Genomic DNA, 25,299 nt, shown 5'->3' on the forward strand with positions numbered 1-25,299 from the left:
TATAACCTCCTCAATCTCAGAACTGGCTCAGGAAACGCATGTCGTTGTCGTAGAACAAGCGCAGGTCATCGACGCCGTAGGACAGCATAGCGATACGCTCAACACCCATGCCGAACGCAAAACCGCTGACCTTCTTCGGATCGTAGCCGCTCATCTCGAGGACATGCGGATGAACCATGCCGGCACCGAGGATTTCAAGCCAGCCTGTGCCCTTGCAGACCTTGCAGCCTTCGCCGTGGCACATGACACAGGAAATATCGACCTCAGCCGACGGCTCCGTGAATGGGAAGAAACTCGGACGGAAGCGGACGCCGACATTCTCGTTGAAAATCTGATGCAGGAACAGCTCCAGCGTGCCCTTGAGGTCCGCCAGGCTGATCCCCTCGTCGATGACCAGGCCCTCAACCTGCGTAAACATCGGCGAATGCGTAGCATCGTACTCATCGCGGCGATACACGCGGCCCGGTGCAATCATGCGAATCGGTTTATTCGGTTCGCTAGCCTGCATTGTGCGGGCCTGAACCGGCGACGTCTGCGAACGCATAAGAATCTCTTCCGTGATATAGAAGGAATCCTGCATATCGCGGGCCGGATGATCCTTCGGCAGATTCAGCGCCTCAAAGTTGAAGTAGTCGCGCTCAATCTCGGGACCTTCTTCTACGCTAAAGCCCATGTGCACGAAAATATCCTTGATGCGCTCCAGTGTCAGCGTCAACGGATGCAGATGCCCCATCGGTACATTGCGGCCCGGCAGCGTCACATCGATGCGCTCACTGGCAAGACGTGCCTCGAGTTCCTTAGCTTCAAGCGTTTTCTTCTGCTCCCCGATGAGCGCTTCAATCTCGCCCTTGGCGGCGTTGACAATCGCGCCGACTTTCGGACGCTCCTCTGGGCTGAGGCTGCCCATGCCGCGCAGGATCGCGGTAAACTCGCCCTTCTTGCCCAGATATTTGACGCGGATATCGTTGAGGGCTGCCACATCGCTAGCACCCTTGACGGCTGCGGCAGCTTCGGCCTTCAGCTGTGCAATCTTCTCTTCCATCGAATAACCTCCTACTATCAAAAAAGCCTTCGCCCCTTGCGCAACAGCGCACGAGGGGCGAAGGCATAAATTCGCGGTACCACCCTGATTTCTCACTCAAATGACTTTAACGCAGTCCTACGTCCGGCATTTCCTCCGAAAGACTCCAAAGCGAACTTCAACCCACCACACCGTCCCCTTTCCACCAGCCGGGAACTCTCTAAAGATGCTCTGCAAGCCTACTCTTCTTTTTCATCGTCACGATACGTTAAAGTGTAACATAGATAGCCGTATTTTGCAAATCGCCATCATGAAGCATGTCAAAAACATCAATCTTTCCAATAATACTTGAAAGTACTTTGCGGGTATTCCTTAGGATGAACCCAGCCGACCGTTCCATCTGCCTTTCTAAGGCACATCCAAAAATCAATACCTAGGGAACGATCTGTTGCCTCACCAATATAACTTCCCCAAACTGCATATGAATTCGCAGTATTGAATCCTCTGATATTATAGCCTTCCAGCCACCAAAGGAGTTGCCCATTCCAGTATCCGAGATACGTTCCCTCGCCTGTGTACTGCAACAAATAGATAATTGTCCCCGGATAAAGCGTTATTTTTTCAGATGATGCCGATTGATATTTATACGCCTGCACAGTTTTTTCCACTCGAACGGCATGCCGATTGGGGTGGGTATACACTACACAAGAGATGCGATTCACAATTTCTCCTGAAGAAATATTCCCCGTTACGTTATCACTATTAGGCGCCGCATAAAGCGTTAACGGATTCTCAATTTTTATTCTCACATTAACTGCAGCTTCAGCAGGCATTCTATCCCAAACCGTATAATCAGCCGGAGCCCCATCAGCCAGTGCATAAGACGCTGTTGAAAACATCAAAGCCATAATCAATGTGGAAAGTTTTATAAACAATTTAATCATATCATCACCCCCAAAGCATTTTCCCTTCACTTATCATCATTTCACTTCTCAGTCCATAAAGGAATAAAAAACATTTTTATTCCTTTATTCTTATACTTTTCTGCACTTCCTCTGCTTTATTTCTCATTGTTGAATCGGAAGCTTTATACTCACAAATAACCACCCATGTTTCATTCTGCTTTATAATATACATACATCTCCCTTCCATACTAGTTCCGGCATTCTTATACCTTACGATTGCGATAATCGCTGGATTTCCGTGAATTGTAGTCTCCTGTCTATTCTCTTGAAAATCTTGAACACTATTCTGTTTTCTCATCGCCTTCATATCATCATCAACAATTTCTTTTATCCCTTCCATCCGCTCTTTCTCTGACATTTTTACAAATAATTCTTTTTTGTAATTTGTAGAAATCACATTAACTACCATGTCTTGGCTATTTCCTTGAAAACGTTGTATTGTTGTAACAAATCCTTTGGCATCTTCTGGTATTTCTTCCCTTTGGCTATTCGTACTCATCTCAAAAGGAAATCCTGCTGTCAACTCGGTTGATTCCCCTTTAAAGGTTGCTACCTTTAAAGAGGAATCCTTATCATTTTCCATCAGCCCACCCAACTTACAACCAATCAATAACGTGGAAAATATCGTTACAAACAAAAAAAAGAATACACTTTTAACATTCTTCATAAACTCCTCCCCTTTCTAAAAGAAAAATTCACGAACTTCCCTCCGCTTCAAATCTTCCCCCTTCGAAGTAATTCTCCAATCCATCTACAAATCCCTTCTCTTCTTCCAAAAACTTCCAAACGATTTTACATAGAAGATTTCACTATAAATTGCCAAATTAAGTGCAACATTCCTCCCTATTAGACCTCATACGACATTTTATAGTAAAAAACATTCCCCATTCATAAGGTCATTATAACCACTTTGCGTTATATGTTATATTATTCTCAAAACAAGCCATCAAGATTTAAAATCCGTGTTCCCATTCCTATTTCTTTCCATAAAAAGAACCGACAAGCAATACAGCCTAATCGTCTACTCTGCTTGTCGGCTCTTTTATCCTCTTTTGCGTTATCTAGTACCGCACCTGCTCCCGAAACGATTTCCAATCGATAAACGATTCGGCGTCGGGATGCTTGGCAAAATAGTTTTGATGCTCTTCGGCGGCTTCGCGGAAAGTTTTCAGCGGGGTGGCTTTGGCGTAGCATTTGCGCACGGCTTTGCTGTTAGGGTCGTTGATGGTGAGTCCAGCTGCTGTTGCCGCCGGAGCTTTGCCGCGATTGGCCAAAAAGTGCATGTAAAACTGCAGATGTGGCTCGTCTTCGGCATCGGTGTACCAGACACCAGCCCGGAAAGCCTTGCCCACCGCCTTGCCTTGGCCGTCGGGACGGTATGGTGTCACGACGGCGAACAGGATATCCATCAGCATGGAGAGATCCACTTTTTTCGGATTGTACTCGACTTCGATGCCATGCACCTCATCGTCGTTACCCTCTCCTGTCAGGTAGCCTGTCCGCGTGGACACGACACCGGGCAAGCCCGTGAATATCGCCTGCAATTCGTGGAAATCGCCCCCCGAAAAGTAAATCTTTTTCGTATACATGCCTAACGGCCGCCTCCCTTCTCTTCCCGCGGATGGAACAAATCGTCCTGCCTTGCGGCCGCCCGCTGTACATCAAACATGCCGATGAGCTCGGCCACTGCCTGCGTCGGCGAAATCGTGCCGTCAAGGACCGCGTCCTTTACCTCGGGCATCCGGCCCTTGATGACCGGATCTTCGAGAAACAGGTTGTGCAGATGTTCATCGATCATGCTGTGCATCCAGTCGAGCAGCTGGCCATCGCGGCGCTTTTGGAAAACACCGCTTTTCTTGGTCATCTGCTCAAAGGCCTGCATGACCTCCCAAAGTTCCTTGAGACCGGTCTTTTCGATGGCCGATGCCAGATAGGCATGGGTGGGCCAGCCTGGAGTAGCCGGGCGGATGTATTCGATCATGCGCTCAAATTCACCGCGGGCCACCTTGGCCTTGACGAGGTTATCGCCATCGGCCTTGTTGATGACGATGGCATCGGCCAGTTCCATAATCCCCTTCTTGATGCCTTGCAGTTCATCCCCAGCGCCGGTCAGCACGACGAGCATGAAGAAATCCACCATCGACCGCACCGTCGTTTCTGACTGGCCGACGCCTACGGTCTCGATGAGGATGATGTCATACCCGGCAGCTTCACACATCAGCATGGTCTCACGGCTCTTGCGGGCCACTCCCCCCAGTGTCCCGCCCGCCGGCGAGGGGCGGATAAAGGCCTCAGGCCGGCGCGACAGCGTTCCCATGCGCGTCTTGTCCCCAAGGATGGAGCCCTTGGTGACTGAACTCGTCGGGTCGACAGTCAGGATGGCCACGCGATGCCCCTCATCACAGAGCATATTGCCCAGCGCCTCAATCATCGTGCTCTTGCCGGCCCCGGGAACGCCCGTGATGCCGATGCGCAGGGCCTTGCCTGTACGCGGCAGGAGCCGCTGGAGCACGCGCTGCGCCTTTTTAAAATGCCGTGGACTGTTGCTTTCAATCAGCGTAATGGCCCGCGAAAGCGTCATGCGGTCGCCGTTTGCTACGCCCTCGACATATTCCTCCTCGGTCAGCACCATGCGCCGCTTGGGCTTTAGCCTGCCGCTTTGGATGGCCGGATTGATATTGCCGACGGTCGTATCCTTGATGCCTTCGATGCCGCCCATGACCGAGCAGGCAAATTTCTCATCCTTTTCTTCTGGCACCCAGCTCGGTTTGCTGACCGAATATTTCTGTGCCATGCGTATTACCTCCCTATGCTTCTGCGAGCTCTTCTTTCGCCCGGTCGATGAGCAGCGTCAGCAGCTTGCAGCCAGCCTCCGGGATGTTCGTGCCCGGCGCAAAGATGGCCACTGCCCCATGCTCGTAGAGGAAATCGTAATCCTGCACGGGGATTACGCCGCCGATGGCGACCATGATATCCTCGCGGCCGAGTTTCTTGAGCTCCTCGACGAGCTGCGGCAAGAGCGTATTGTGCCCCGCTGCCAGCGAGCTGAAGCCGACCATGTGCACATCGTTATCGACAGCATCCTGGGCGGTCTCTTCCGGCGTCTGGAACAGCGGCCCGACATCGACATCCCAGCCCATATCGGCAAAGCTTGACGCAATGACTTTCTGGCCGCGGTCATGGCCATCCTGGCCCATCTTGGCCACAAAGATACGCGGCCGGCGGCCCGTGAGCTCCTCGAACTCATCAGCCATATGACGCGCCTTGTCGAGTGCGCTCTTATTCGTGAATTCCGACGAGTAAACGCCCGAAATCGTATGGATAACCGCCTGATAGCGTCCCGAAACCTTCTCGACCGCATCGGAAATCTCGCCGAGCGTACAGCGCACGCGCGCGGCCTCGACAGCGCATTCGAGCAAGTTGCCGTTGTCGCGGCTGTCCGCCGCCTTCGTGATGGCCTCGAGCGCACGGCGCACATCGTCGTCGTTGCGCTCGCGGCGGCATTTTTCGAGCCGCTCGATCTGCGCCTGACGTACGGCTGTATTGTCAATCGCGAGGATTTCGAGCGGATCTTCCTTGTCGAGACGGTATTTGTTGAGTCCGACGATGGTCTCATTGCCCGAGTCGATTCTGGCCTGCCGGCGGGCCGCGGCCTCCTCGATGCGCATCTTCGGCAGCCCCGTGCTGATGGCCTTGGCCATGCCGCCCAGCGACTCGACCTCCTGGATATGGGCCCAGGCCCGGCGGATGATTTCATTGGTCAAAGCCTCGACATAGTAAGAGCCTCCCCACGGATCGATGATCTTGCAGACGCGCGTCTCATCCTGGATGTAGAGCTGGGTATTGCGGGCAATGCGCGCCGAGAAGTCCGTCGGCAGGGCGATGGCCTCATCCAGCGCGTTGGTATGCAGCGACTGGGTATGACCGAGCGCCGCGCCCATAGCCTCCATGCAGGTACGTGAAATGTTGTTGAACGGGTCCTGCGCCGTCAGCGACCAGCCAGAGGTCTGGCAGTGCGTGCGCAGCGCCATCGATTTTGGATTCTCGGCACCAAAGGATTTGACAATCTTGGCCCAGAGTACACGCGCCGCGCGCATCTTGGCCACTTCCATAAAGTAGTTCTTGCCAATCGCCCAGAAGAACGACAGGCGCTTTGCAAAGGCATCGACCGCCAGCCCGGCATTGATGCCGGTGCGCAGGTACTCGAGGCCATCGGCCAGCGTGTAGCCAAGCTCGATATCGGCCGTTGCTCCAGCTTCCTGCATGTGGTAGCCCGAAATCGAAATGCTGTTGAACTTCGGCATGTTCTTCGTCGTATATTCGAAGATATCGCCGATGATGCGCATGGACATGTCCGGCGGATAGATATAGGTGTTGCGTACCATAAATTCCTTGAGGATATCGTTCTGGATGGTGCCGGCCATGATTGACTTGTCAACCCCCTGCTCGATACCCGACTGGATATAAAACGCGAGGATTGGCAGCACCGCACCGTTCATCGTCATCGATACCGACATCTGGTCGAGCGGAATGCCCGAAAACAGGATGTTCATATCGAGCATCGAGCAGACCGAAACGCCGGCTTTGCCAACATCGCCGAGCACGCGCGGATTATCGGCATCATAACCGCGATGGGTCGGCAAATCGAAGGCAATCGAGAGGCCCTTCTGTCCGGCGGCCAAGTTGCGGCGGTAGAACGCATTGGATTCCTCCGCCGTCGAAAAGCCCGCATACTGGCGGACCGTCCAGGGACGGAACACGTACATCGTCGAATACGGCCCGCGCAGGCAGGGCGGAATGCCACTGGCAAAATCGAGATGATTCATGTGGTCGTATTCCTCGTGGTTGTAAAAGGGCTTGACCGGAATATGCTCCATCGTGCGCGCCGTCATTTCGTCATAGCTGGCGCTGACCTGCTGTTCAAAGAGTTTCTGCCATTCTTCTTTCGTGTGCTGCGGTGCCTCCCGCAGATTCATGCTCGTAAAATCCGGATTCTTGAACGCTGCCATTATGCCATCATTCCTTTCTTCTGCTGCAGGAACTGCAGGATTTTGTAACAATTGGCCCGTACCGAAATGTAATCGTCAATGCCCGCCGCGTTGTACGTTTCGAGCAATTCTTTCGGTGCGGCACCGGCCAGATAGACCGTAGCCGCTGGCAGCGCCTTATGAAGTTTTGGTGCTAAATCGGGAACGATTTCCGGATAGGTCGCATCGGTCGAACAGATGACCACGGCATCCGCCCCGGACTCGGCTGCGGCGGCCGCCGCTTCATCGGTCGTCTTGAAACCATCGTTGCGCAAGACCTCAAAAGCCCCGACCTGCAAAAAGCCTGTGGTAAAGTCCGCCCTTGCCTTATGCTGCGGAATCGGCCCCATATTCGCCAGGAAAATGCGCACGTTATCCCCCTTGTCGGCTGCGTATTTTTCCGTGCGGTGACGCAGGGCCTCAAAGCGTTCACTCCAGCGGTGCGGCGTGATTTTCTCGACACTTGGCACCTCATCAGTCTTTGGCAGTGCTGCCCAAAGCTCCGGCAGAGTTGCCCCAGCCTCGGCAGCCGCGATAGCTGCCGTCACCCGGTCTGTTTGGGCTTTCGACAGGGCCGCGAGTTTCTCCGCGCGATACTTGCCGTCGATATCGGCCAGATACGCTTCGATGGCCTCGGTACGCGCTTTTTTATTTTCGGCCCAATCCTCGGTGCGCGGGTCGAGAAGTTTCTCCGTCATATTCGGGTACATATTGTTACCGACAATGCGGTCGCGCCTGAGCTCGGCATTCTTGAACCGCTCAGCCAGCACCTCGCCGATGGCCTGCTGCGGCTTGCCAGCCTTCAGCGCCTCGACAATACCGCCTGCACCCTCCACCGTCTGGAAGGCCTCCCAGATCTTTTCCTTGACCTGTTTCGTCAGCGACTCCACCGCCCACGAACCACCGGCCGGATCGATTGGCTGCAAGAGACCGAACTCTTCCTGCAGGATAATCTGCACGTTACGCGCAATGCGGCGCGAGAACACGTCGCCCTTGCGAATCGGCTCATCAAACGGTGCATTCTCAAACGAATCGATACCGCCGACAACCCCCGAAAAGATTTCTGTCGTGTTGCGCAGCATATTGACATAGGGATCATAGACCGTCTTGAAGAACAATGCCGGCCGGGCATGGACATGCATGCGCTGGGACTCGGTACTGCCGCCAAAGGCCGCGATGATCTGCGCCCAGATGGGCCGCATCGCGCGGAGCTTCGCAATCTGCAGGAAGAAATTGGCCCCCATCGAAAAACCGAACATGATCTGGCTGGCCGCCTCATCAATCGAAAGGCCCCGTTTTTGCAGCTCCCGCAGATAAGTGACTGCCGTGTCAATCGTATAGGATGCCTCCTGGATATCATTGGCACCGCCGCGGCTGTAGACATCGCTGCGGACCATAATCGTGCGCAGCTCCGGCGCATTGGCGATAGCCCATTTCGCACACTCCGCCAGCTCATCATAGCGGTCGCTGAGCGTTGCCGCAAGCGTACCGCGCTCCGCCAGCTCGCCAATCGGGTCAGCACCGATAAAGCCGCGAACCGCCTGCATATCCTTGCCCGATGCCCGGCGCACCGCCGCCACCATCGAAAGCAGCGGCAGTGCCGTCTGCCCCGCATAGATATACAGCGGATGCTCGTCAAGTTTCAGTCCATCGAGCAGTACATGCAAATCATCCAGCGTCGTCAGGCTGCAGCCCTCATCGCCCGGCTTTTCTGCCTGACGCGCATCCTGACCGGTCAATGTTGACTGGTCAAGTTTGATATGATAAATCGTCGAGCCTTTTTCCCGCTCGTATTTTAACAGCTCATTGTTCTCTGCCGGCATCGTCTCGTCGCAGGCCTGCGCAATCCCCCAGGGCGACTTGATATAGCCATTGGGACGCGAGCCGCGCAGGAAATCATCCATGCCGGGGAAAGACGTGCGTGGAAGGATTTCCTCGGTCGTATTGCGGAAGTACATCGGGTCAAACGTTATGCCCTCGTAGGTTTTCGTGAACATCTTCTTTTCAAAGGGTGCTCCCTTCAGGAGCGTAATACAGTTCTCCTTCCACTCCTCATACGTCGGCGGCGTAAACTCGTCGAGCGGTACATCGGGGAACTCGGTCTGCTGCTCGGCTTTCTTCAAGATAGCCTGCAGGTCGAGTTCCGACTCTGTCTGTGTCTTTGTTTCATTACTCATATACATTTCCCCCTTTAAAGGTAGAATAATATATGCTCCATTTCATCCGCCCAGGCAAAAAAAGAAGGGTCTCGATCCTTCCACAAATCGAGACCCTTGCTGCAACAAAGGCAGCCAATACATAGAACTGAATGAAATGTATGAGCAATTTTCTCCCCACAGAAGATTCCATGAGGAAAAACCTTTCGCCTAAAGTCAAGAACAGCGAGAATACATACCACAATGAGCCCATTTCCTGCGGCTTGCGGAAACGGGCTCATCTTGAAAAACATTCAGTTCTAACGGTCAGGTAAAAGCCTGACTCTTTCTAAACCAAATCGTCCAAGATCCCCATCCCCATCGCTCGCAGGTCAAACGGTGATCGTCAATCAGGCAGTTCTCCTGGCTCCAGTTCATCGCTCCTCTGCGCCTTCCCAAAGAGGCTTTCTCCCTCTCCAGTGACATATCTTGCAAAGTCGCTCCCTGTTACAGTGGCGGGACCGCGCCGGACTTTACCGGCTTCCCTATTAAGTCTTTCGACACCTGATCCAATCGCAATATTCTTTTTTAACTGACACTTATTTTACTATTGTTTTCGCTTATTGTCAAATAATTTTCCAATTTTTCCCGCAATGTACGACGATTTACCTTACCGCGGTCATTTAACGGCATTTTTGTCAGGAAACAAAGGACGCTGGGAATCTCAACTGGCTTTAACGACCTTCGAATTTCCCGCCGCAAAGCAGACTCCTCAGCACCCTCATCCGGAACAATAAAAGCCGCCAGCGTACTGCCGCGCAATTTATCGGCACAGGGCAACACCACCGCTTCGCGGATACCAGCTATCGCCTGCAGATTATTTTCCAACCGCAGTGTACTAATTTTGACACCGCCTTTATTCACCCAAGCATCACGACGCCCTTCAAAAATCAACTCCCCTTTTTCATTCAGATACCCCGTATCCTTGACCGAAAAGGGAATCTTCACGCCGCTCACATGGTAAGGTGTATCGACATAGATAAGGCCATCGTGTACCGTTACGCCAATTCCTGGGAACGGCCGTCCAAGATTGCGGCTGTCACGACCAGCCTCGTTACAAATTGCATAGGTGATATAATTGAGCTCACTTGCCCCATAGTAGAGGATGAGTTCTGCCTGCGGCAAAAGCCGCTGCAAATCGCGGATATTGCGCGCAGTCAGCAGCTGCGATCCCGTAAACAGTGACTGCACCTGTGGCAAAGACTCCTTCAGCGCAGCCGAAAGCAGTTGCAGTTTCGTAGGAATCAGGTAAATCACGTCCACGGCCCATTTTTGCATAAGCTTTCCCCAGCGGCGGCAGTGCATCGTCTCACTTGTGATAAGACTGCCCCCTTCATAGAGGACCGCGAGCAGCGAATTGAGATTGCCCGTAAAGCTCAAACTCCCCTGCAAAAACAATCGCGTCTCCTGACTCACATGAAAAATCGGATTCTGCACAGGGAAAAAACCCGCCCAGCTCTCATACGTGCGATACATGACCTTTGGCGTCCCAGTCGAACCAGAACTGAGCACCCCCAAAATATCCAACGCTTCATGTTGGAACGCATCCTGTGCCATCGGTTCAAAAGACAGAGTAAACTCAGACGGGTCCATGGAGCCGCTAATCTTCAACAAGCCTTGCAAGTGATTGTCCTGCAGGATATCCTGCACCTCACGTTCTGACAGTCCATGATGCAGCAGAATCGGTCGTGCCTGTACCGCCTGCAAAGCTAGAAAGCCCGCCAATTGGCCAGCAAACGTATCCGCTAACAGTAAAACATCTGCCCCAGTCAGTTGCTTTACTAGGTGTTCTGACATTTGACCGACCAAGTGCTTAACCACCGCCCCAAACCTTTGATAACTCCATTTCGATTCATCCACGATCAGAAACAGTTTCTCCGGCTGACTTGTCACCCATTTTTGCAGCAACTCATAATAATTCATTTTACCAGCTCCAATGCAATCGCTTCGCCCATGCCGCCAGCACCGGCAATCGACAATATCCCCCTACCACCGCCAACTGTCTGCAGCGACTTGATAAGATGCACCAGCAAAATCGCCCCCGATGCCCCGTACGGATGGCCATAGGCCAAAGCTCCGCCCAAACGGTTATACCTTGCCACACAATCTGGATGCGCGCGCTCGAACAGCACATCAATGACCGCAAAGGCCTCGTTAAACTCGATGGCCTGTAACGCCTCATAGCGCCACCCCAACCGCCCGAGCAAAACATCGGCCGTGCGCATCGCCCCGCGCGGACTTTGGTCGGGACTCCCTCCCACCGATGCCGTTCCCACGATACGCGCCAGCGGCCTTATCCCCCGCCGCCGCACATAATCCCCCGAAGCCAACACGGCAAAGGCTGCTCCATCATTGATACAGCAGGCAGACCCTGCCGTAAGCGTCGTGCCCGCTCCCAAAAGCAGTGGCAAACGATCGAGCAGGCACTGATTCATGCGCGGACGAATGCCATCATCCTGTGACCACCCTTGAATCGGCACAATCACATCCTTCAGGACACCTGCCTTTGCAGCAGCTGCTGCCCGCGCATGCGAGCGCAGCACCCATTTTTCCAACTGCGCGCGCGTTATCCCTTCCGCCTCTGCTACGCGCTCCGCACCGCGAAGCATCGTATCGGGCTTCATATCACCGGGTGCAAACTGCGCCGTATAGTACACCCCATCGCCATTTGGCGCCAATCCATAGCGTTCATCTGCCATCGCGTACCGCCGCAGTGGCTGCAGCGACGAACTTTCCATGCCGCCCGCGAGCCATATCTCCCCTTGCCCACTAGCCACTTTCGCGTACGCCAACGACAGTGCGGCAGCTGCCGACGCACATTGCATATCGATCGTGCAAGCTGGAACCACATCAGGCAGCCCCGCTAATAACGCCATGAGCCGTGTGATGTTCCCTCCTGTTCCCACGGCATTGCCGCCCAAAATGCCATCAACGGTCGTTAGTTCACACCGCTGCAGCAGCGACGTTACCACCTCAGCGCCAAACACCTCGGGACGTATCGTCTTAAATCGTCCATTCTTCCCGACGATTGGCGTCCGCAGGGCAGCCAGTACGTATACCTCTTTCATGCTCAAAGATTCTCAAGCATCTTATTGACGCGCACACCGATAAACGCTGCCAAAAGTGCCTTCATAATATCGCCGGGAATGAACGGAAACACGGCCATGATGAGCCCCTGCCAAAGGCCAACCTTCATGACAAGCATCATCGAAATCAAACCGCCGACATAAGTAAGCGGCACACCAACAATCACTGCTACCCATGCATAACGGCGAAACGAAATCGCCTTTCCCTTGAGCAGGCTGACGAGCAGGCAGACAAACGGCCAGCCAAAATAAAAACCACCCGTCGGGCCTAACAGACGCCCCAAGCCGCCCATGCCGCCGGGGAACACCGGCAAACCAATTGCTCCTAAAAACACGTACGCCGCAATTGTCACAAATGTCAGTTTCGGTGGCAGAACCAGCGCCGTCACCGTAAGTGCAATGGTCAGCGCCGTCACCAAACCTGGCGTAAACGGCAAAGGAAACGAAATAAAAGCGGAAACGCAGCAGAACGCTAGGCAAAGTGCCATTTTCGTCATCTGCCGCACCGTAAATTTCTCTTCTGTCAACATCATACTTGTATCTTTCTGCATCTCAAAAACCTGCCTTTATAGAAATTCCAAAATAAAGCCTACTTACTGCCAATGGAAAGCCGCTGTCATTCTCTCCCGCTGAAAAAATTTTCCCGTCCGCCAGTCAATCGAAACGGCACCGGCAAACATCGCATGATAAAACCGCAGCGACAACTGTCTTGTTGCAGCCGGACACTTGGCCAGAAGTTTCTCCATGAGCAGCAAGCCGGGGATAACCGGCCGTTCCCCTTGATGAATCCAATTCGTATCCCCTACATCAGCCGTAAACGCCAGGATATCCGTCGCTGCTACCCGCCAAGTTGACAAGTCAATAGACCAGTCCGTTTGACCGGTCCATTGACTTGTCAAACTTGACTGGTCAAACGAGTTTTCCGCTTGACGACCTAATAGCATCGTTACGCTAAGCACTTCGTTGTCAACCACACAGCGCACCATAAAGAGTCCATGCCGATCCTTTAACACCTGTAACCCAGGCGACGGTTCCCTTTCACCATCCGTCACCTGCCAATCCGCTCGCATGATAACTGCACCAGCAAATCGCCCGCCTTGCAAACAGGACAACGACCGCGCCAGTTCACGAAAATGATTTTGTTCCATAATTGCCTCCTGCAAACATGTTTCATTATAAACACCTTTGCTCCTATCGTCAACTTATTGTTTTCTTTTGGGTTAACCAATGTTTTTCACGGACATTTTGGCAAGAATTTGCCCTTTCTGCCTTTTTCCAAAAAACTTTTAAGGTTTTTCAAGGGTTATTTTTAATCTAAAGTGCTACGTTTAACTATGGATTCTATTTTATAAGGAGTGTTTCGTTATGTTCTGTAAAAATTGTGGTGAGCAGCTCCCCGATAATGCCCACTTTTGCAAAAAGTGTGGGACCCCAATTACGGATAATCCAATTCGCAAAGTCCCTCTGCCCAGCAGCTCACCTTCCATATCCTCCAAAATCATTCTCGCTATCCTGCTTGTCATCGTTCTCATCTTCGGCTCCATCCAAGTCCACAACCGAAAACTTGCCGCACAGTCTGGAGCTCAGCCAGCCGCAGAAGAACAGCAGCAGCAAAAACAAGCACCTAAGCCCGCCAAAGAGTCGCAATCAGCGTCCAACACACCCCAAATATCCCTGGATGGCATTCGAATCCAAAAAAGCTCTTGGGGCGAACCCAAACTGCATCTGGACATTCGCAACACCGATGCCGAAAAGACCATTGATAGATACCGTATCGTTGTATATGCGTTCGACAGCAACGGGACTTTGGTAAAAAGCAGTACCAACGATGCTTCCTGTTACCACGGCAGCGGCGACGTTCCCATTGCACCAGGCGAAACTCTGAAAAGCACCGTAGTCTGGACGCTTCATGGCTTTGACAACGGTCAAAAATTTCGCGCCAAAGTCATCTACCTCCACTATACCGACAATACCGAATGGAAACCCATCAGCGGTCAGGACATCAGCCTAACCGGCACCATCAGCTAAAACTTGTCCTTTCTATCCCCACAAGCTTCTGCCCCATCGGCAGAGGCTTGTTTTCTTTTTCCAGACATTTATGCTTTATCCTTTCTTATATATTGAAGCTCTTTCCTTTTCCTGTTATACTTATGAATTAGGACTATCATATATAGATATCATTTATTTTTTTTAAAGGAGTAATTTACCTATTATGATTTTGAATCGTAAATCTGTTGAACTTTTGGCACCAGCGGGCACTTGGGATGCACTCGTAGCTGGTGTTGAATCTGGTGCCGACGCCTGCTACCTCGGCGGCAAGCACTTCAATATGCGCATGCACGAGGGCGATTTCAACTTCGATGACGAGATGCTCAAGAAAGCCATCGCTTACACGCACGAGCACGATGTCAAACTCTACATCACGCTCAACAACCTCATCAGCGACGAAGAAGTTCCGGCGCTGCGCGAGTACCTTGCCTACCTCAACGAAATCAAACCAGATGCCCTGCTCGTACAGGACTTTGCGGTCCTCGAGCTCGTACATGAGATGGGTATCGACATCCCCATTCACACATCGGTCATGATGAATACGCACAATGAGCACGCCATTGAAAAACTCAAAGAGTATGGCATCACGCGCATCGTCGTCGGCCGTGAGATGACGCTCTCCGAACTCAGCCTGTTCCGCGAGCGCACGGGCATCGAGGTCGAGTATTTCATGCATGGCGATATGTGCATGAGCGAAAGCGGCCAGTGCATCCACTCTGGTGTCATCTTTGGCCAGAGCGGCAACCGCGGCCGCTGCCTCAAACCCTGCCGCTGGGCCTACTCGCTCATCGACGAGCAGACGGGGGAAGTCCTCGACAAAGACAGCGACGGCGCTTACAAGCTTGCGCTCAAGGACATGTGCATGTACCGCTCGATTCCGCAGCTTATCCAGGCTGGCGTCTTCTCCTTCAAGATTGAAGGCCGCATGCGCCCGGCACCGTTTATCCGCCGCATCGTATCCACGTACCGCAAAGCCATCGATGCCTATATCGCCGATCCGATGGGCTATAAAGTTGATGAAGAAGGCTGGAAGAGCCTCTATGAGAACCGTGCCCGCGACTTTACGACGACCTTTGCCTTCGGCTCCCCGACGAAACAGGATATCGGCATGACCGGCGAGCGCGAACCGCGCTTCTTCAGTGACGCCGTCAAAGAAGCCGGCTTCCAGGATGAAATCCTCAAAAAAGAGCGCGACATCAACAAAGAAAACGACGCGCACCGCACGCTGAGCGTCCGCGTCAATACCATCGATTCCGCCAAGGCAGCTGTCGATAACGGCGCTGATGTCATCTACGTTGGCGGTGAAGCCTTCCGCCCATTCCGTCCCTGGACGCTTTCCGAATACGCAGACATCATCGCCTATGCCAAGGGCAAGGCCAAGGTCGTCATCAACACGCCGCGCACAACCATGCGCCGTGAGTGTGGCGAACTCGAGCAGTTCCTGACGGCGATTGCTTCCCGTCCAGAGCTGGCCGCTGACGGCATCATGGTCAGCAACCTTGGCTCGCTGAAACTTGCCAAGCAGTACACGAAACTGCCGATCCAGGCCGATGTCTCGTTTAACCTCTTTAACCATCTGGCTGCAAAATTCCTCAAGGAAAACAGCCTCGTCATGGCCTGCTCTTCCCTGGAACTTTCCTTCGAGCAGTTGCGCGAAATCGTGGAAAGCTCTGAGCTTCCAATTGAGACAATCGTTCATGGCTCCTACGAATCCATGATTTGCGACCACAATATCCCGGGCATGTCCCTGCCGCATTATAGCGAGCTCGACAATCCGGAGGTTCTCGACCGCCGTTATGCGCTGCTCGACAATGCCAAGGAGAAACATTCCATCCGCATCGATCAGTTTGGCCGCAACCACATTTACTTTGCCAAGGATCTCTGCCTCTATCCGTATCTTAATAAATTCAACGGCATCGCCTCCTACCGTATCGAGGCGCAGGACTACACGCCAGAGTTTACAGGCAAAGTCACAAAACTCTATCGCGAAGCGCTTGACGCACTGGCGAGCGGCCAGGAAATTGACCAGTCAAAACTCGCCGAGCTCCAGCAGGGCCCGCGTGAACTTGGTCTTGGTACCTTCCGCTTCCGCCAGAGCCGTAACTCCATCTAACATCGTTTTTACAACAACACCCTTCGGTAGTGATATGCCGAAGGGTGTATTCGGAAAGGATACAAAAAATGGAAGAAAAGCACTACATTGGCCCTGAGGCCATCATCGAAAAGAAAAAGAAATACATCATGCCATGCCTGGCCCACTTCTACTCGAATCCGCAGCAGATGGTCAAAGGCTCGATGCAGTACCTCTGGGACAGCAACGGCAAAAAGTATCTCGACATGTACGCTGGCGTATCCGTCATGAACTGCGGCCACTGCAATCCCGAAATTACCGCGAAAATCAAAGAACAGGTCGATAAACTCCAGCACGTCTGCAACATCTACCTGACCGAAAACTTCGTCAACCTCGCCGAAAAACTCGCCGCAGTAACGCCGGGCGACCTGCAGAAATCCTTCTTCTGCTCCACGGGCTCGGAGGCCACCGAAGGGGCACTGCTGCTCGCCGAAGTCTACAGTGGCAACAGCGAAATCATCGCCCTGCGCCAGGGCCTTCACGGCCGCACGAAACTCGGCATGAGCGTAACGGGCCTTACGATGTGGCGCACCGCGCCGACGCCTGTCGGCGGCATCCACTTTGCCCCGAACCCAAACTGCTATCGCTGCCCGATGAACAAGAAATTCCCGGAATGCGACTACGCTTGCGCCAATGCCATCGAAGACCTCATCAAGACGGCGACATCTGGCCACCCGGGTGCCTTCATCGCCGAGACGATTCAGGGCAACGCTGGCTGCGTTGTACCGCCGAAAGGCTACTTCAAGCGCGTCAAGGAAATCCTCGAGAAATACAACACGCTGCTCATCATCGACGAAGTCCAGACAGGCTTTGCCCGCACCGGTAAGCTCTTTGCCATCGAAAACTACGACGTCGTCCCCGACATCATGTGCATGGCCAAAGCCCTCGGCAACGGCACGCCGATTTCGGCCTTTATCGCAAGTAGTAAAGTCGCTGATACCTATACGCGCCCAGGTGCTTCGACGCTCGGCGGCAACCCAGTTTCCTCCGAAGCCGCACTAGCCGTTCTCGACTATATCGAAGAGCACAAGCTCGCCCAGAATGCCCAGGAGCGCGGCGAGCAGCTGCGCGCTGGCCTGCGCGAACTGCAGAAAAAACACCCCGTCATCGGCGATGTCCGTGGCCTCGGCCTCATGGACGGCGCGGAATTCATCCATGCCGATGGCAGCGAAGCCCCCGAAATCCTTGACGATGTCTTAGAGACCCTCAAAGACCGCGGCTTCATCATCGGCAAAAACGGTGTTGGCCGCAATGTCATGGCCTTCCAGCCGCCACTTGTCATCACCAAAGAAAACGTCGACGACGTACTGAACGCCATCGACCTGGTACTGACAGAGAAAAATCTCTAAACACAAAAGAAACGAAAAACCAAGCGAGTCGTCGACCGCTTGGTTTTTTCGTTTTTACCACACCCGTTTAAACTGGATAGATGCAGAAACATCCTTATCGTGAGCACCTTTCTGGAGCTGGACTTCGCCATTCAGGAACCAACCCTTGGCAAATTCATTTTGCCCAATAAAGACATGGTAAAATGGGTCTTATCCTGAGCATTCCGCAAAGTATAGGTCTTACCGTCATAACCTGCGTAAAGACCAAGGCGCGTATCATAAGCACTACCACCACAAGACGCTGCCCCAAGGCCGGTGAACTGATAACTTAGGAACACCCCTCCCCGCCAATTTTCATTCCACAGGCGGTCATCGAAAGCATCCCCGTGGCGGCGTATGGCGTTCCGTCAGGATTCGCCGCATTGCCGCAGGAACCTTTATCGTATTCCCTTCGCCATCTCCCCTGATGCCCACTGCCCCCGTGCCCTTCATAAAGCGGTCGAAATCATACCCCAAATCTACAATAAAGCAGTCCAATTCCTTAAGGCTAGGATTCTTTTCTTTTAAGCGATTAAACCCTTCCGTAGTCACAATCATCATACCGGGCTTGCTATGATTTCCATTCTGATCGATCAGGCGAAGATTCCAAAAATCCTTGTCTTCCGTAGCTGCAAATTTGGACAAAGCCAGCGTGTTCCCCTTATCTACATAGGTAACCCCTGATTTGTCAACTAGTGGTAACATGCTTTCCTCGGTATCAAAGAAGGCAAAATCAATAAAATGTCTGCCCTTGAAGTCTACGCTATCCGAATCATAGGCTTCCGCATAGCTGCTAAAGCTCCCCCCTGCGATTAGTGCTGCAAAAATACCAATTTCGCCTCACATGAAATATCCTTCTATACAAAAAAAAGACCAAGCGATCAACCAATCGCCTGATCTTTGTTTCGCCAAACTAAAAACGCAAATATTTCGCCTCAAGCTTAGCCATCGTTCCATCCATCTTAAGCTCTGCCAGTACAAAATTGATATAATTTAAAAACTCCTGATCCCCTTTTTGCATGAGGATCCCACAGGAATGACGGGTAAATGGCTCATGAATCAACGGAGCTGCGAGTCGACTATCCTTTTCCACGTAACGAGCTGCTTCAACCGTTTCGGTAATCATAATATCTGCATTACCTTCTGCGATTTGCTGTGGTATCCCGGCATTGTCCGGATTAACAATCAACTGAGCCTGGGTAAGGTTTGCCCGCGCAAATTTTTCATTGGTACCACCAGGATTAATCATAATGCGAACGCCAGGCTGATTGATGGCGGCCAGGCTCGTAAACCGCTTGGCATCCTTTTTGCGGCATAAAATGGTTTTTCCAAAGACACCTTCTCCATAGGCATCGGACATCGCCATCGTTCTGGCACGTACAAAATTACGTGAAATCCCACAAAGAGCAATATCAAACTTTCCTGCCAAAGTATCCTGCGTAAGTGCTGGCCAAGAAGTCGGTACATACTCAATCTGTACTCCGAGCGAATCCGCTATAATCTTTGTCAATTCCGCATCAATGCCTTCATACTCCCCCGTCTGAGGATTGCGGTATGACATGGGGATATAGTCCCCGGTTGTCCCCACGCGGATTGTCCCTCGCGCAGCAATATCTTCCAAATGTCCTGCCTGCGCCATGCTTAGTGGAAGCAAGCAAAATAAAGTCACCAGCCACAACGTATAGATTTTTCTTAATTTCATCCAAAATCACTCCTTTTCGTTCTAAATAATAGTTCCATGCGCCTGCTTTCTTCTCCTGCCTTCACGCACAAAAAGGAAAGCAGCCAAGTCTGGAGCATTTCGCCAGGAAGTGCCCAAACGAACCAGCTGATAACGCCCAGACCGGAGAAGATGGCATAGACGCAAACACAGAGAGCAACCGTCTTGAAGCTGGTACCCAAGTGGAACTCATATGCTAAAAGCACCCCTGCCAGGCAAACTTGCCCGACAGGGGTGCTTTTTCATTCCGCTTTATCTCTTTTTCTTATTCTTCTTGTTCCCGCTCATGAACTTCCGCCTGCTGATCCTTCAGAGCCATGATCCCCTGCTGGAATTCTTCCATCGTCAGCGTGAAGTACGGAAGTGTTTGGAGTGCCTCGTATACTTCCTGCTGGGATTTGGCACCGTCAAGTTTTTCGCCGACGGATTCTTCCGTCAGGGCATGCAGCAGCATATGCTCGATTTCTGCTAATTCCATTCTGTAGTTCTTCCTTTCTATACCGCTGCTATTTTGACTTGTCAAATGTCAAAGTCAGACAGCTGCCTCGGCATCATTGTCGTTACTATTGCTCTGGCGCGCCTCATACTCTGGCTGGTCTTCAAAGATGACCGTCGGTGCCAGATAGAAACCGTTAAAGCGCGTCGCGCTGACGCTCGTATAGGAACCCATCTCCGTTACGAGCAACTTATCCCCAACATGGAGCGCTGGCGCCATAAAGTCGCGATAGAGCACATCGATGCCATCGCAGCTCGGGCCGGCAAACACCGAAGGCTTCTTCTCACCCTTGCCAAAGCAGTGGAGTGGATAGGTCCAATGATCATACATAATGCCCGAGAAGCAGCCATAGATCCCCTCGTCGAGGATATACCATGGCGTACCCGCACGGTCTTTCGTACCGATAACCGAAGTTACGAGATTTACCGCCGTGCCACACATGTAGCGCCCCGGTTCCGTCCATACGGCCGTATCCGGGAACAAGCGGTCAATCTGGCGGTTGATGGCTTCCATCATGGCCGCCAAATCAACGGTCAGCCCATCGGCATCGGGCACTGGGAAACCGCCGCCTATATCGAGGTCGGTAAGGTGCATGCCACGAGCTTCCGCCTCATCGAAAAGATTACGAACTAAGAGCAAGGCCTCCTCATACGCGGCTGTCGATAGCGACTGGCTGCCGACATGGAAGCAGATGCCCATCGCATGCAGGCCAGCTTTCTCTGCCTTCTCCAACAGGTCAAGGGCCTCATCCATCGGCGCGCCGAACTTCGTATTGAGATCGACCAGTGCCTTGTTATTGCGCACCTGGATGCGCACCAGCACGTCTGCACCCGGCACATACTTGGCCATCTTGTCGATTTCCGTCACGTCGTCAAACGTGAACCGGCGCACACCATAGACAGCGGCGGCCTGCAAACCACGCAAATCCTTGACGGGGTTTGCGTAAATCATGCGCGAGCCATCGATGCCAAGATTCGCCAGCGCTTCCATCTCGCCGGCCGAAGCCACATCAAAGTGGGAGCCAAGACTAGCCAGCAGCCTGAGGATTTCCGGCGTCGGATTCGCCTTCATCGCATAATAGACACCAGCACTCGGCAAGTGCTTGCGCATGAACTGGTAGTTCTCCTCAACTTTATCCAGCGATGCGACGAGAAAAGGCGTCGGAATCCGCTCTGCCATCTTGTTCATTTCCTTTTCGGTGAGTCTGAAACTCTTCATAACACATTAACACGACCTTTTTTATAAATTTAAGCCCCATAGGGTCTTATGGAAATATTTTAGTACAATCCTGCAAGATACACAATATAAAATTGAATTTTTATCGTCAGATTTTTGAATTCCTACATTAAAATTTGCACATTAGATGCAAAGAGCGTATAATAGTTCCGTATTAGTTGAGAGAGGTGTACTATGGCTAATAGATTTTATGAATTAACAGTAGCGGGCTGCAAACGCTCCCTGCCAATCTTGAACGTCACGGATAAACTGGCCATTGCCGGCTTTATCATGCTTGGCGACCAGGAATTGACGCTGGCTTGTGCCAAAGCACTGGCCAAGAAGATTCCGCCAGAAACGGATGTTATCCTGACGGCAGAGACGAAGGGCATCCCCCTCGCCGCAGACCTTGCCCGCGAACTGGGCATGGCCCGTTACATCGTAGCTCGCAAATCCGTTAAAGCTTATATGGAAAACGCCATCTGGGTCGAGGATATTTCCATCACGACAAAAGGCGTACAGAAGCTTTGCCTTGACGGTATCGATGTCGACCGACTCAAAGGCAAAAACGTGCTGCTGCTTGACGATGTCATCAGCACTGGCGGTTCGATGAAAGCTCTGACGGAGCTGACGGAAAAAGCCGGTGGCAAAGTCATCGGTCAGGCCTGCGTGCTCGCTGAAGGCGATGCATCCTCCCGTGATGACATCATCTTCCTGGAGCCGCTGCCATTATTTGACGCTCAGGCTTAAAATCCAGACACAAAGAAACCGCAGGGAAATTCCCTGCGGTCTTTTCGTGTTCAAAACGCCAATTAGAACTTAACCGTCAAACCAGCGCCAACGCCGTTTTCACGTTTGCCGTATTCCGGTTTGAAGTTATGATAATTGATGTTGACATCAACATTGAACAGCAGATTCTTGTTGACACCAACCGTCGTTTCATTGAAATCCTTGCCAGCAACATAGGAAGCATAAGCCTCAAAGCCCAGAACCTTCGGCGTGCTTACTGCTACACCACCAAAAGCCTGATCTTTGTCTCCCGGCAGATTCCAGCGATAGCCGCCGATTACCTTGACTTCAGAACCAACGATATCGTACTGGAGATAAGCATCTCTATGATCGCCATACTGGTCACGGTCTGCGTACTGATAGCCAACCGTCATCTTATTCGTCACTTTGTGCTCAATGTAGGACTCATTCGTACCTACACCGATAGCCGTCTCATTGGCAGCCATCTGATTAATCGGAGCAGCCATAACCGCAGCGGAGCTCATCATCAGAGCGCCCAGCGTCAGCAGAGCTGTCTTTTTCATGGAAAAAATCCCTCCTAGAAAAATAAAACAAAATACTTCTAATAGATTACTCGATTTCCTCGTATCTGTCAAACTGCGCGCAATCAGCCCACGGTCATGGCTGCGTGAGCGTATCATAAAGCTCTACCATCTCGCGAATCCACTGCAATTCCTTGGCGCTTAAATCGTGCCGGCGCTGCTTGCCGCCCACCTTATAATAAACGATATACGCCGAATCGGACTTTGCCATACGGCGATATGCCTCCAGCGTCTTTTTATCCGCATTCATCACGTAATTCTCCGACAGCCAAGTCGCATCTGACGCCATGTGCTTGTGGAGTTTTGACGGATCCAGCTCCAAAGTCGTGGTCTGGCCGCCGGCATGGATTGCCAACCGATCGCCAAAGATCCAGGCCGTCTGCTCGGAATCGGTAATTTCATAAAAGTAATAGATATCGTTCTTGAATACGCAGACGCCGTTCCGCTCCGCGACAAACGGACGCAGATAAACACCACTGGACGGTTTTACCGGCCAGGGATGCTTATAATAATCCACCCCGCCCCGCGTCTCGACTTCCATCGAGTCAGACCGTTTTGATGCCTGTTCTTTCTTGGACTCTTCTTCCGTTTCCTTTTCCTGCGTTACCGCCTTCTCCTGGGCGGTCTTGCGCTCTGCCGCCGCATCGTCAGCTTCCTGCTCAATCCGAGCCTGCCGCGCCTCATGCTGAATGCTGTAGGCATAGTAGGCAGCGCCTCCCATGACCAGAATAATCAAATAGAGGATGACCGCCGCGATTATAATCTGTGACTTTTTCAACCTGCTTCCTTCCCTAAATCAAATTCTTATCCCTTGGAAAATTCTACGAAAATCCCCACATCCCTGCCAACAGGGAATCCTGCCACGCAAAAAGGACATGACAACATGTCATGCCCTTTCCTTGTTCTACTAATAAAAATTAGTATTTAACGCTGGATTTGAATGCCAGGCTATCGCTAGCAGCGATCTCGATCGTAGCGCCCGTCTGCGGGTTGCGGCCCTGACGTGCATTGCGATGAGCTTTTTTGAACGTACCAAAGCCGATGAGACGGATCTCAGCGTCAGCTTTAACGCTCTCTTTTACCGTTTCAAGCAGTGCATCAACAACAGCTTTCGTGTCTTTTTTGGAAACACCAGCTGCTTCTGCAACTTTATCTACCAGTGCGGATTTGCTAAGTACTTCTTTTGCCATAGTGAGTTTGTCCCCTTTCACTTTAATAACAAGCGTATTATAGCGAATTATCTTGTAATAGTCAATTATTTTTCTAAAATTCGTCAGTTTTCAGCCCATAGCCGTGCGTTCCGCCGCAGCGACAGCATCATTCAAAGCCGCTTCATATCCAGCCGCAAAACCATCCTGCTCGCAGCTCTGCCCATAATCCCGCAACAAATCCAACACATCCTGCAATTGGTCATCGGTCCAATGACTCATCGCACACATTGTTCCGAGCTTATCGATGCAAGCAAGTTCCTTTCCTTGTGTCACTACCGTCATCACAAATCTCCTTTACCAACTTCTTTTCCACCATCAGCTTTCCCCTAAAGCTGACACATTCAACATGGTTTAGAGTATAGCACGATAAAAATCCAAGAAAAAGTCTTGACTTTTGCCCGCTTGAATTTATTTACTCTCCCACCAAATTATGCTATCATGAAAATCAAATAAAAATACGGTTTGCACAGCTTAGACTGTAAAAGGAAAAGGATTATGAACCCTATGATTGAAGCCACTATATTTCTAACAATAATTGCACTCATTTTATCTGGACTTCTCTATCGGGAGCATCACCGCCGGATGAACCAATGGGATTTTTTCCTATGGATGAGTCACACGGCCGGATTCTTCGTATTTGACTATGACCCGATAAACGACAAAATGCACCTTTCCCCCAGCTGTGCCTCGGTATTGCATCTGCCTGAGTCTATTCCAGCATTCCGTACCGCTGGCAAGCAGCTGAATACCCCGCTGGAAAAACTTGGTCTTCATTTCCTCGCGCAGGCGATACAGAAAAACGACGTCACCCAGGAGCTTTGCCTTACCTATACCAACAATCGGACTTGCTTCTACTGCGTCAACAGCCATAAATTTTATGACAAAAACCATCGCAAAGTTTTGCGCATCACAGGATTTTTCTCTGACATTACCGCCAACACCGTAAAAGAGCAGCAACTGGAGCAAAAAGCGGCCACCGATCAGTTAACCGGCGTCTATAACCGCGGTGCCATTCACGACCTCATTCAAATCGCCCTAAAAAAAGGGATTCCCAGTGCCTTCATCATGCTGGATATCGATTATTTTAAGACCATCAACGATTCCTCCGGCCATCAGGCCGGGGATAAAGTCCTGCAGGACATCGTACAGATTCTTCGTGAGCATATCCGCCATACGGATATCATCGGCCGCATGGGGGGCGATGAATTCTGCCTGTACCTTCCCAATATCCCATCCAAAGACTACGCCGAAAAGCTTTGCGAACGCATCTGTGACACAGTACCTTCGTCCATCCACTATGGCACGCAGGAACACCCGGTCACCATGAGCGTCGGCGGCACCATCTCCCACCCCCAGGATACCTTCACCAGCCTCTACTCCCGCGCCGACAACGCCCTCTACCAATCCAAACGCCAGGGCCGCAACAAAGTCACCATCGATGACTGCGGTCTTGCGCCGAAAGGACACGATCAGAAAAACAACTGA

25 protein-coding genes, 1 riboswitch and 1 other annotated feature are annotated in these 25,299 nt (G+C 51.9%); of the genes, 5 read left to right on the forward strand and 20 right to left on the reverse strand.

All coding sequences use genetic code 11. From position 1 onward, the window contains the following. Positions 1–16: 16 nt before the first annotated feature. From pheS to T504_RS0103925, 11 genes are all read right to left on the reverse strand, one after another. Entirely contained in the window at positions 17–1,042 is a 1,026-nt protein-coding gene (gene pheS, locus T504_RS0103870) for a phenylalanine--tRNA ligase subunit alpha (protein ID WP_033169756.1), read from the reverse strand. A 50-nt stretch (positions 1,043–1,092) separates the two neighbouring features. Further along, positions 1,093–1,286: a binding site (T-box leader), on the reverse strand. 64 nt (positions 1,287–1,350) lie between these two features. Further along, on the reverse strand, positions 1,351–1,965 hold the full coding sequence (locus T504_RS0103875; protein ID WP_033169757.1) for a hypothetical protein: 615 nt from the start codon (positions 1,963–1,965) through the stop codon (positions 1,351–1,353). A 76-nt stretch (positions 1,966–2,041) separates the two neighbouring features. Further along, positions 2,042–2,653, reverse strand: a complete 612-nt coding sequence (locus T504_RS0103880; RefSeq protein WP_033169758.1) for a hypothetical protein — start codon at positions 2,651–2,653, stop codon at positions 2,042–2,044. Positions 2,654–3,047: 394 nt separating this feature from the next. Further along, on the reverse strand, positions 3,048–3,575 hold the full coding sequence (locus tag T504_RS0103885) for a peptide-methionine (S)-S-oxide reductase (RefSeq protein WP_033169759.1): 528 nt from the start codon (positions 3,573–3,575) through the stop codon (positions 3,048–3,050). A 2-nt stretch (positions 3,576–3,577) separates the two neighbouring features. Continuing rightward, complete coding sequence (meaB, locus tag T504_RS0103890) at positions 3,578–4,780, reverse strand: methylmalonyl Co-A mutase-associated GTPase MeaB (RefSeq protein WP_033169760.1); 1,203 nt, start codon at positions 4,778–4,780, stop codon at positions 3,578–3,580. A gap of 13 nt (positions 4,781–4,793) precedes the next feature. Next, positions 4,794–6,995: a methylmalonyl-CoA mutase gene (gene scpA / locus T504_RS0103895; RefSeq protein ID WP_033169761.1), complete on the reverse strand. Its 2,202-nt coding sequence runs from the start codon at positions 6,993–6,995 to the stop codon at positions 4,794–4,796. Continuing rightward, complete coding sequence (locus T504_RS0103900) at positions 6,995–9,190, reverse strand: methylmalonyl-CoA mutase family protein (RefSeq protein WP_033169762.1); 2,196 nt, start codon at positions 9,188–9,190, stop codon at positions 6,995–6,997. Before T504_RS0103900 ends, scpA begins: the two co-directional genes overlap by 1 nt. Positions 9,191–9,543: 353 nt before the next feature. Then, a riboswitch (cobalamin riboswitch) is annotated at positions 9,544–9,731 on the reverse strand. Between the two features lie 5 nt (positions 9,732–9,736). Next, positions 9,737–11,131 (reverse strand): AMP-binding protein, encoded by a 1,395-nt coding sequence (locus T504_RS0103910; protein WP_051635189.1) that lies wholly within the window; start codon positions 11,129–11,131, stop codon positions 9,737–9,739. Next, the gene (locus T504_RS0103915; protein WP_033169764.1) at positions 11,128–12,276 is read right to left on the reverse strand and encodes an acetyl-CoA C-acyltransferase; all 1,149 of its coding nucleotides are present in this window, start codon (positions 12,274–12,276) and stop codon (positions 11,128–11,130) included. Before T504_RS0103915 ends, T504_RS0103910 begins: the two co-directional genes overlap by 4 nt. A 2-nt stretch (positions 12,277–12,278) precedes the next feature. After that, complete coding sequence (locus T504_RS0103920; RefSeq protein ID WP_081823369.1) at positions 12,279–12,845, reverse strand: biotin transporter BioY; 567 nt, start codon at positions 12,843–12,845, stop codon at positions 12,279–12,281. 42 nt (positions 12,846–12,887) lie between these two features. Next, positions 12,888–13,442, reverse strand: a complete 555-nt coding sequence (locus T504_RS0103925) for a hypothetical protein (protein ID WP_033169765.1) — start codon at positions 13,440–13,442, stop codon at positions 12,888–12,890. A 217-nt stretch (positions 13,443–13,659) separates the two neighbouring features. Here T504_RS0103925 and T504_RS0103930 point away from each other — a divergent pair, with 217 nt between their 5' ends. The 3 genes from T504_RS0103930 to T504_RS0103940 all read left to right on the forward strand — a co-directional run bounded on the left by T504_RS0103930 (position 13,660) and on the right by T504_RS0103940 (position 17,823). Continuing rightward, on the forward strand, positions 13,660–14,322 hold the full coding sequence (locus T504_RS0103930) for a zinc-ribbon domain-containing protein (protein WP_033169766.1): 663 nt from the start codon (positions 13,660–13,662) through the stop codon (positions 14,320–14,322). A gap of 184 nt (positions 14,323–14,506) precedes the next feature. Then, on the forward strand, positions 14,507–16,456 hold the full coding sequence (locus T504_RS0103935) for a peptidase U32 family protein (RefSeq protein ID WP_033169767.1): 1,950 nt from the start codon (positions 14,507–14,509) through the stop codon (positions 16,454–16,456). A 68-nt stretch (positions 16,457–16,524) separates the two neighbouring features. Next, on the forward strand, positions 16,525–17,823 hold the full coding sequence (locus tag T504_RS0103940; protein ID WP_033169768.1) for an aspartate aminotransferase family protein: 1,299 nt from the start codon (positions 16,525–16,527) through the stop codon (positions 17,821–17,823). A 131-nt stretch (positions 17,824–17,954) separates the two neighbouring features. On the opposite strand, the gene T504_RS14555 is transcribed toward T504_RS0103940, so the two are convergent. The 5 genes from T504_RS14555 to T504_RS0103960 form a co-directional block, all read right to left on the reverse strand. Next, on the reverse strand, positions 17,955–18,140 hold the full coding sequence (locus T504_RS14555) for a hypothetical protein (RefSeq protein WP_156033465.1): 186 nt from the start codon (positions 18,138–18,140) through the stop codon (positions 17,955–17,957). A 31-nt stretch (positions 18,141–18,171) separates the two neighbouring features. After that, positions 18,172–18,546, reverse strand: a complete 375-nt coding sequence (locus tag T504_RS14745) for a hypothetical protein (protein WP_197018677.1) — start codon at positions 18,544–18,546, stop codon at positions 18,172–18,174. A gap of 208 nt (positions 18,547–18,754) precedes the next feature. Beyond that, positions 18,755–19,543: a transporter substrate-binding domain-containing protein gene (locus T504_RS0103950; protein ID WP_033169770.1), complete on the reverse strand. Its 789-nt coding sequence runs from the start codon at positions 19,541–19,543 to the stop codon at positions 18,755–18,757. Between the two features lie 283 nt (positions 19,544–19,826). Continuing rightward, entirely contained in the window at positions 19,827–20,039 is a 213-nt protein-coding gene (locus T504_RS0103955) for a hypothetical protein (protein ID WP_033169771.1), read from the reverse strand. Positions 20,040–20,093: 54 nt separating this feature from the next. Continuing rightward, positions 20,094–21,275 (reverse strand): type III PLP-dependent enzyme, encoded by a 1,182-nt coding sequence (locus T504_RS0103960; RefSeq protein WP_033169772.1) that lies wholly within the window; start codon positions 21,273–21,275, stop codon positions 20,094–20,096. Between the two features lie 192 nt (positions 21,276–21,467). On the opposite strand from T504_RS0103960, the gene T504_RS0103965 reads away from it, so the two are divergent. After that, entirely contained in the window at positions 21,468–22,022 is a 555-nt protein-coding gene (locus T504_RS0103965; RefSeq protein WP_033169773.1) for a phosphoribosyltransferase family protein, read from the forward strand. Between the two features lie 62 nt (positions 22,023–22,084). Here the strand turns inward: T504_RS0103965 and T504_RS0103970 are convergent, their stop codons facing one another. The 4 genes from T504_RS0103970 to T504_RS0103985 form a co-directional block, all read right to left on the reverse strand. Next, positions 22,085–22,585: a hypothetical protein gene (locus tag T504_RS0103970; RefSeq protein ID WP_033169774.1), complete on the reverse strand. Its 501-nt coding sequence runs from the start codon at positions 22,583–22,585 to the stop codon at positions 22,085–22,087. Positions 22,586–22,679: 94 nt separating this feature from the next. Then, on the reverse strand, positions 22,680–23,381 hold the full coding sequence (locus tag T504_RS0103975) for a hypothetical protein (protein ID WP_033169775.1): 702 nt from the start codon (positions 23,379–23,381) through the stop codon (positions 22,680–22,682). A gap of 139 nt (positions 23,382–23,520) precedes the next feature. Beyond that, positions 23,521–23,793 carry an HU family DNA-binding protein gene (locus T504_RS0103980; RefSeq protein WP_033169776.1) on the reverse strand — a complete coding sequence of 91 codons (273 nt, stop codon included), beginning with the start codon at positions 23,791–23,793 and terminating at the stop codon, positions 23,521–23,523. A gap of 90 nt (positions 23,794–23,883) precedes the next feature. Then, entirely contained in the window at positions 23,884–24,096 is a 213-nt protein-coding gene (locus tag T504_RS0103985; RefSeq protein WP_033169777.1) for a hypothetical protein, read from the reverse strand. A 300-nt stretch (positions 24,097–24,396) separates the two neighbouring features. On the opposite strand from T504_RS0103985, the gene T504_RS13805 reads away from it, so the two are divergent. Further along, positions 24,397–25,299, forward strand: coding sequence for a GGDEF domain-containing protein (locus tag T504_RS13805; protein WP_051635190.1), 903 nt, complete (start codon positions 24,397–24,399; stop codon positions 25,297–25,299).

The organism is Selenomonas sp. ND2010, assembly GCF_000702005.1.
Lineage (GTDB): Bacteria > Bacillota > Negativicutes > Selenomonadales > Selenomonadaceae > Selenomonas_A.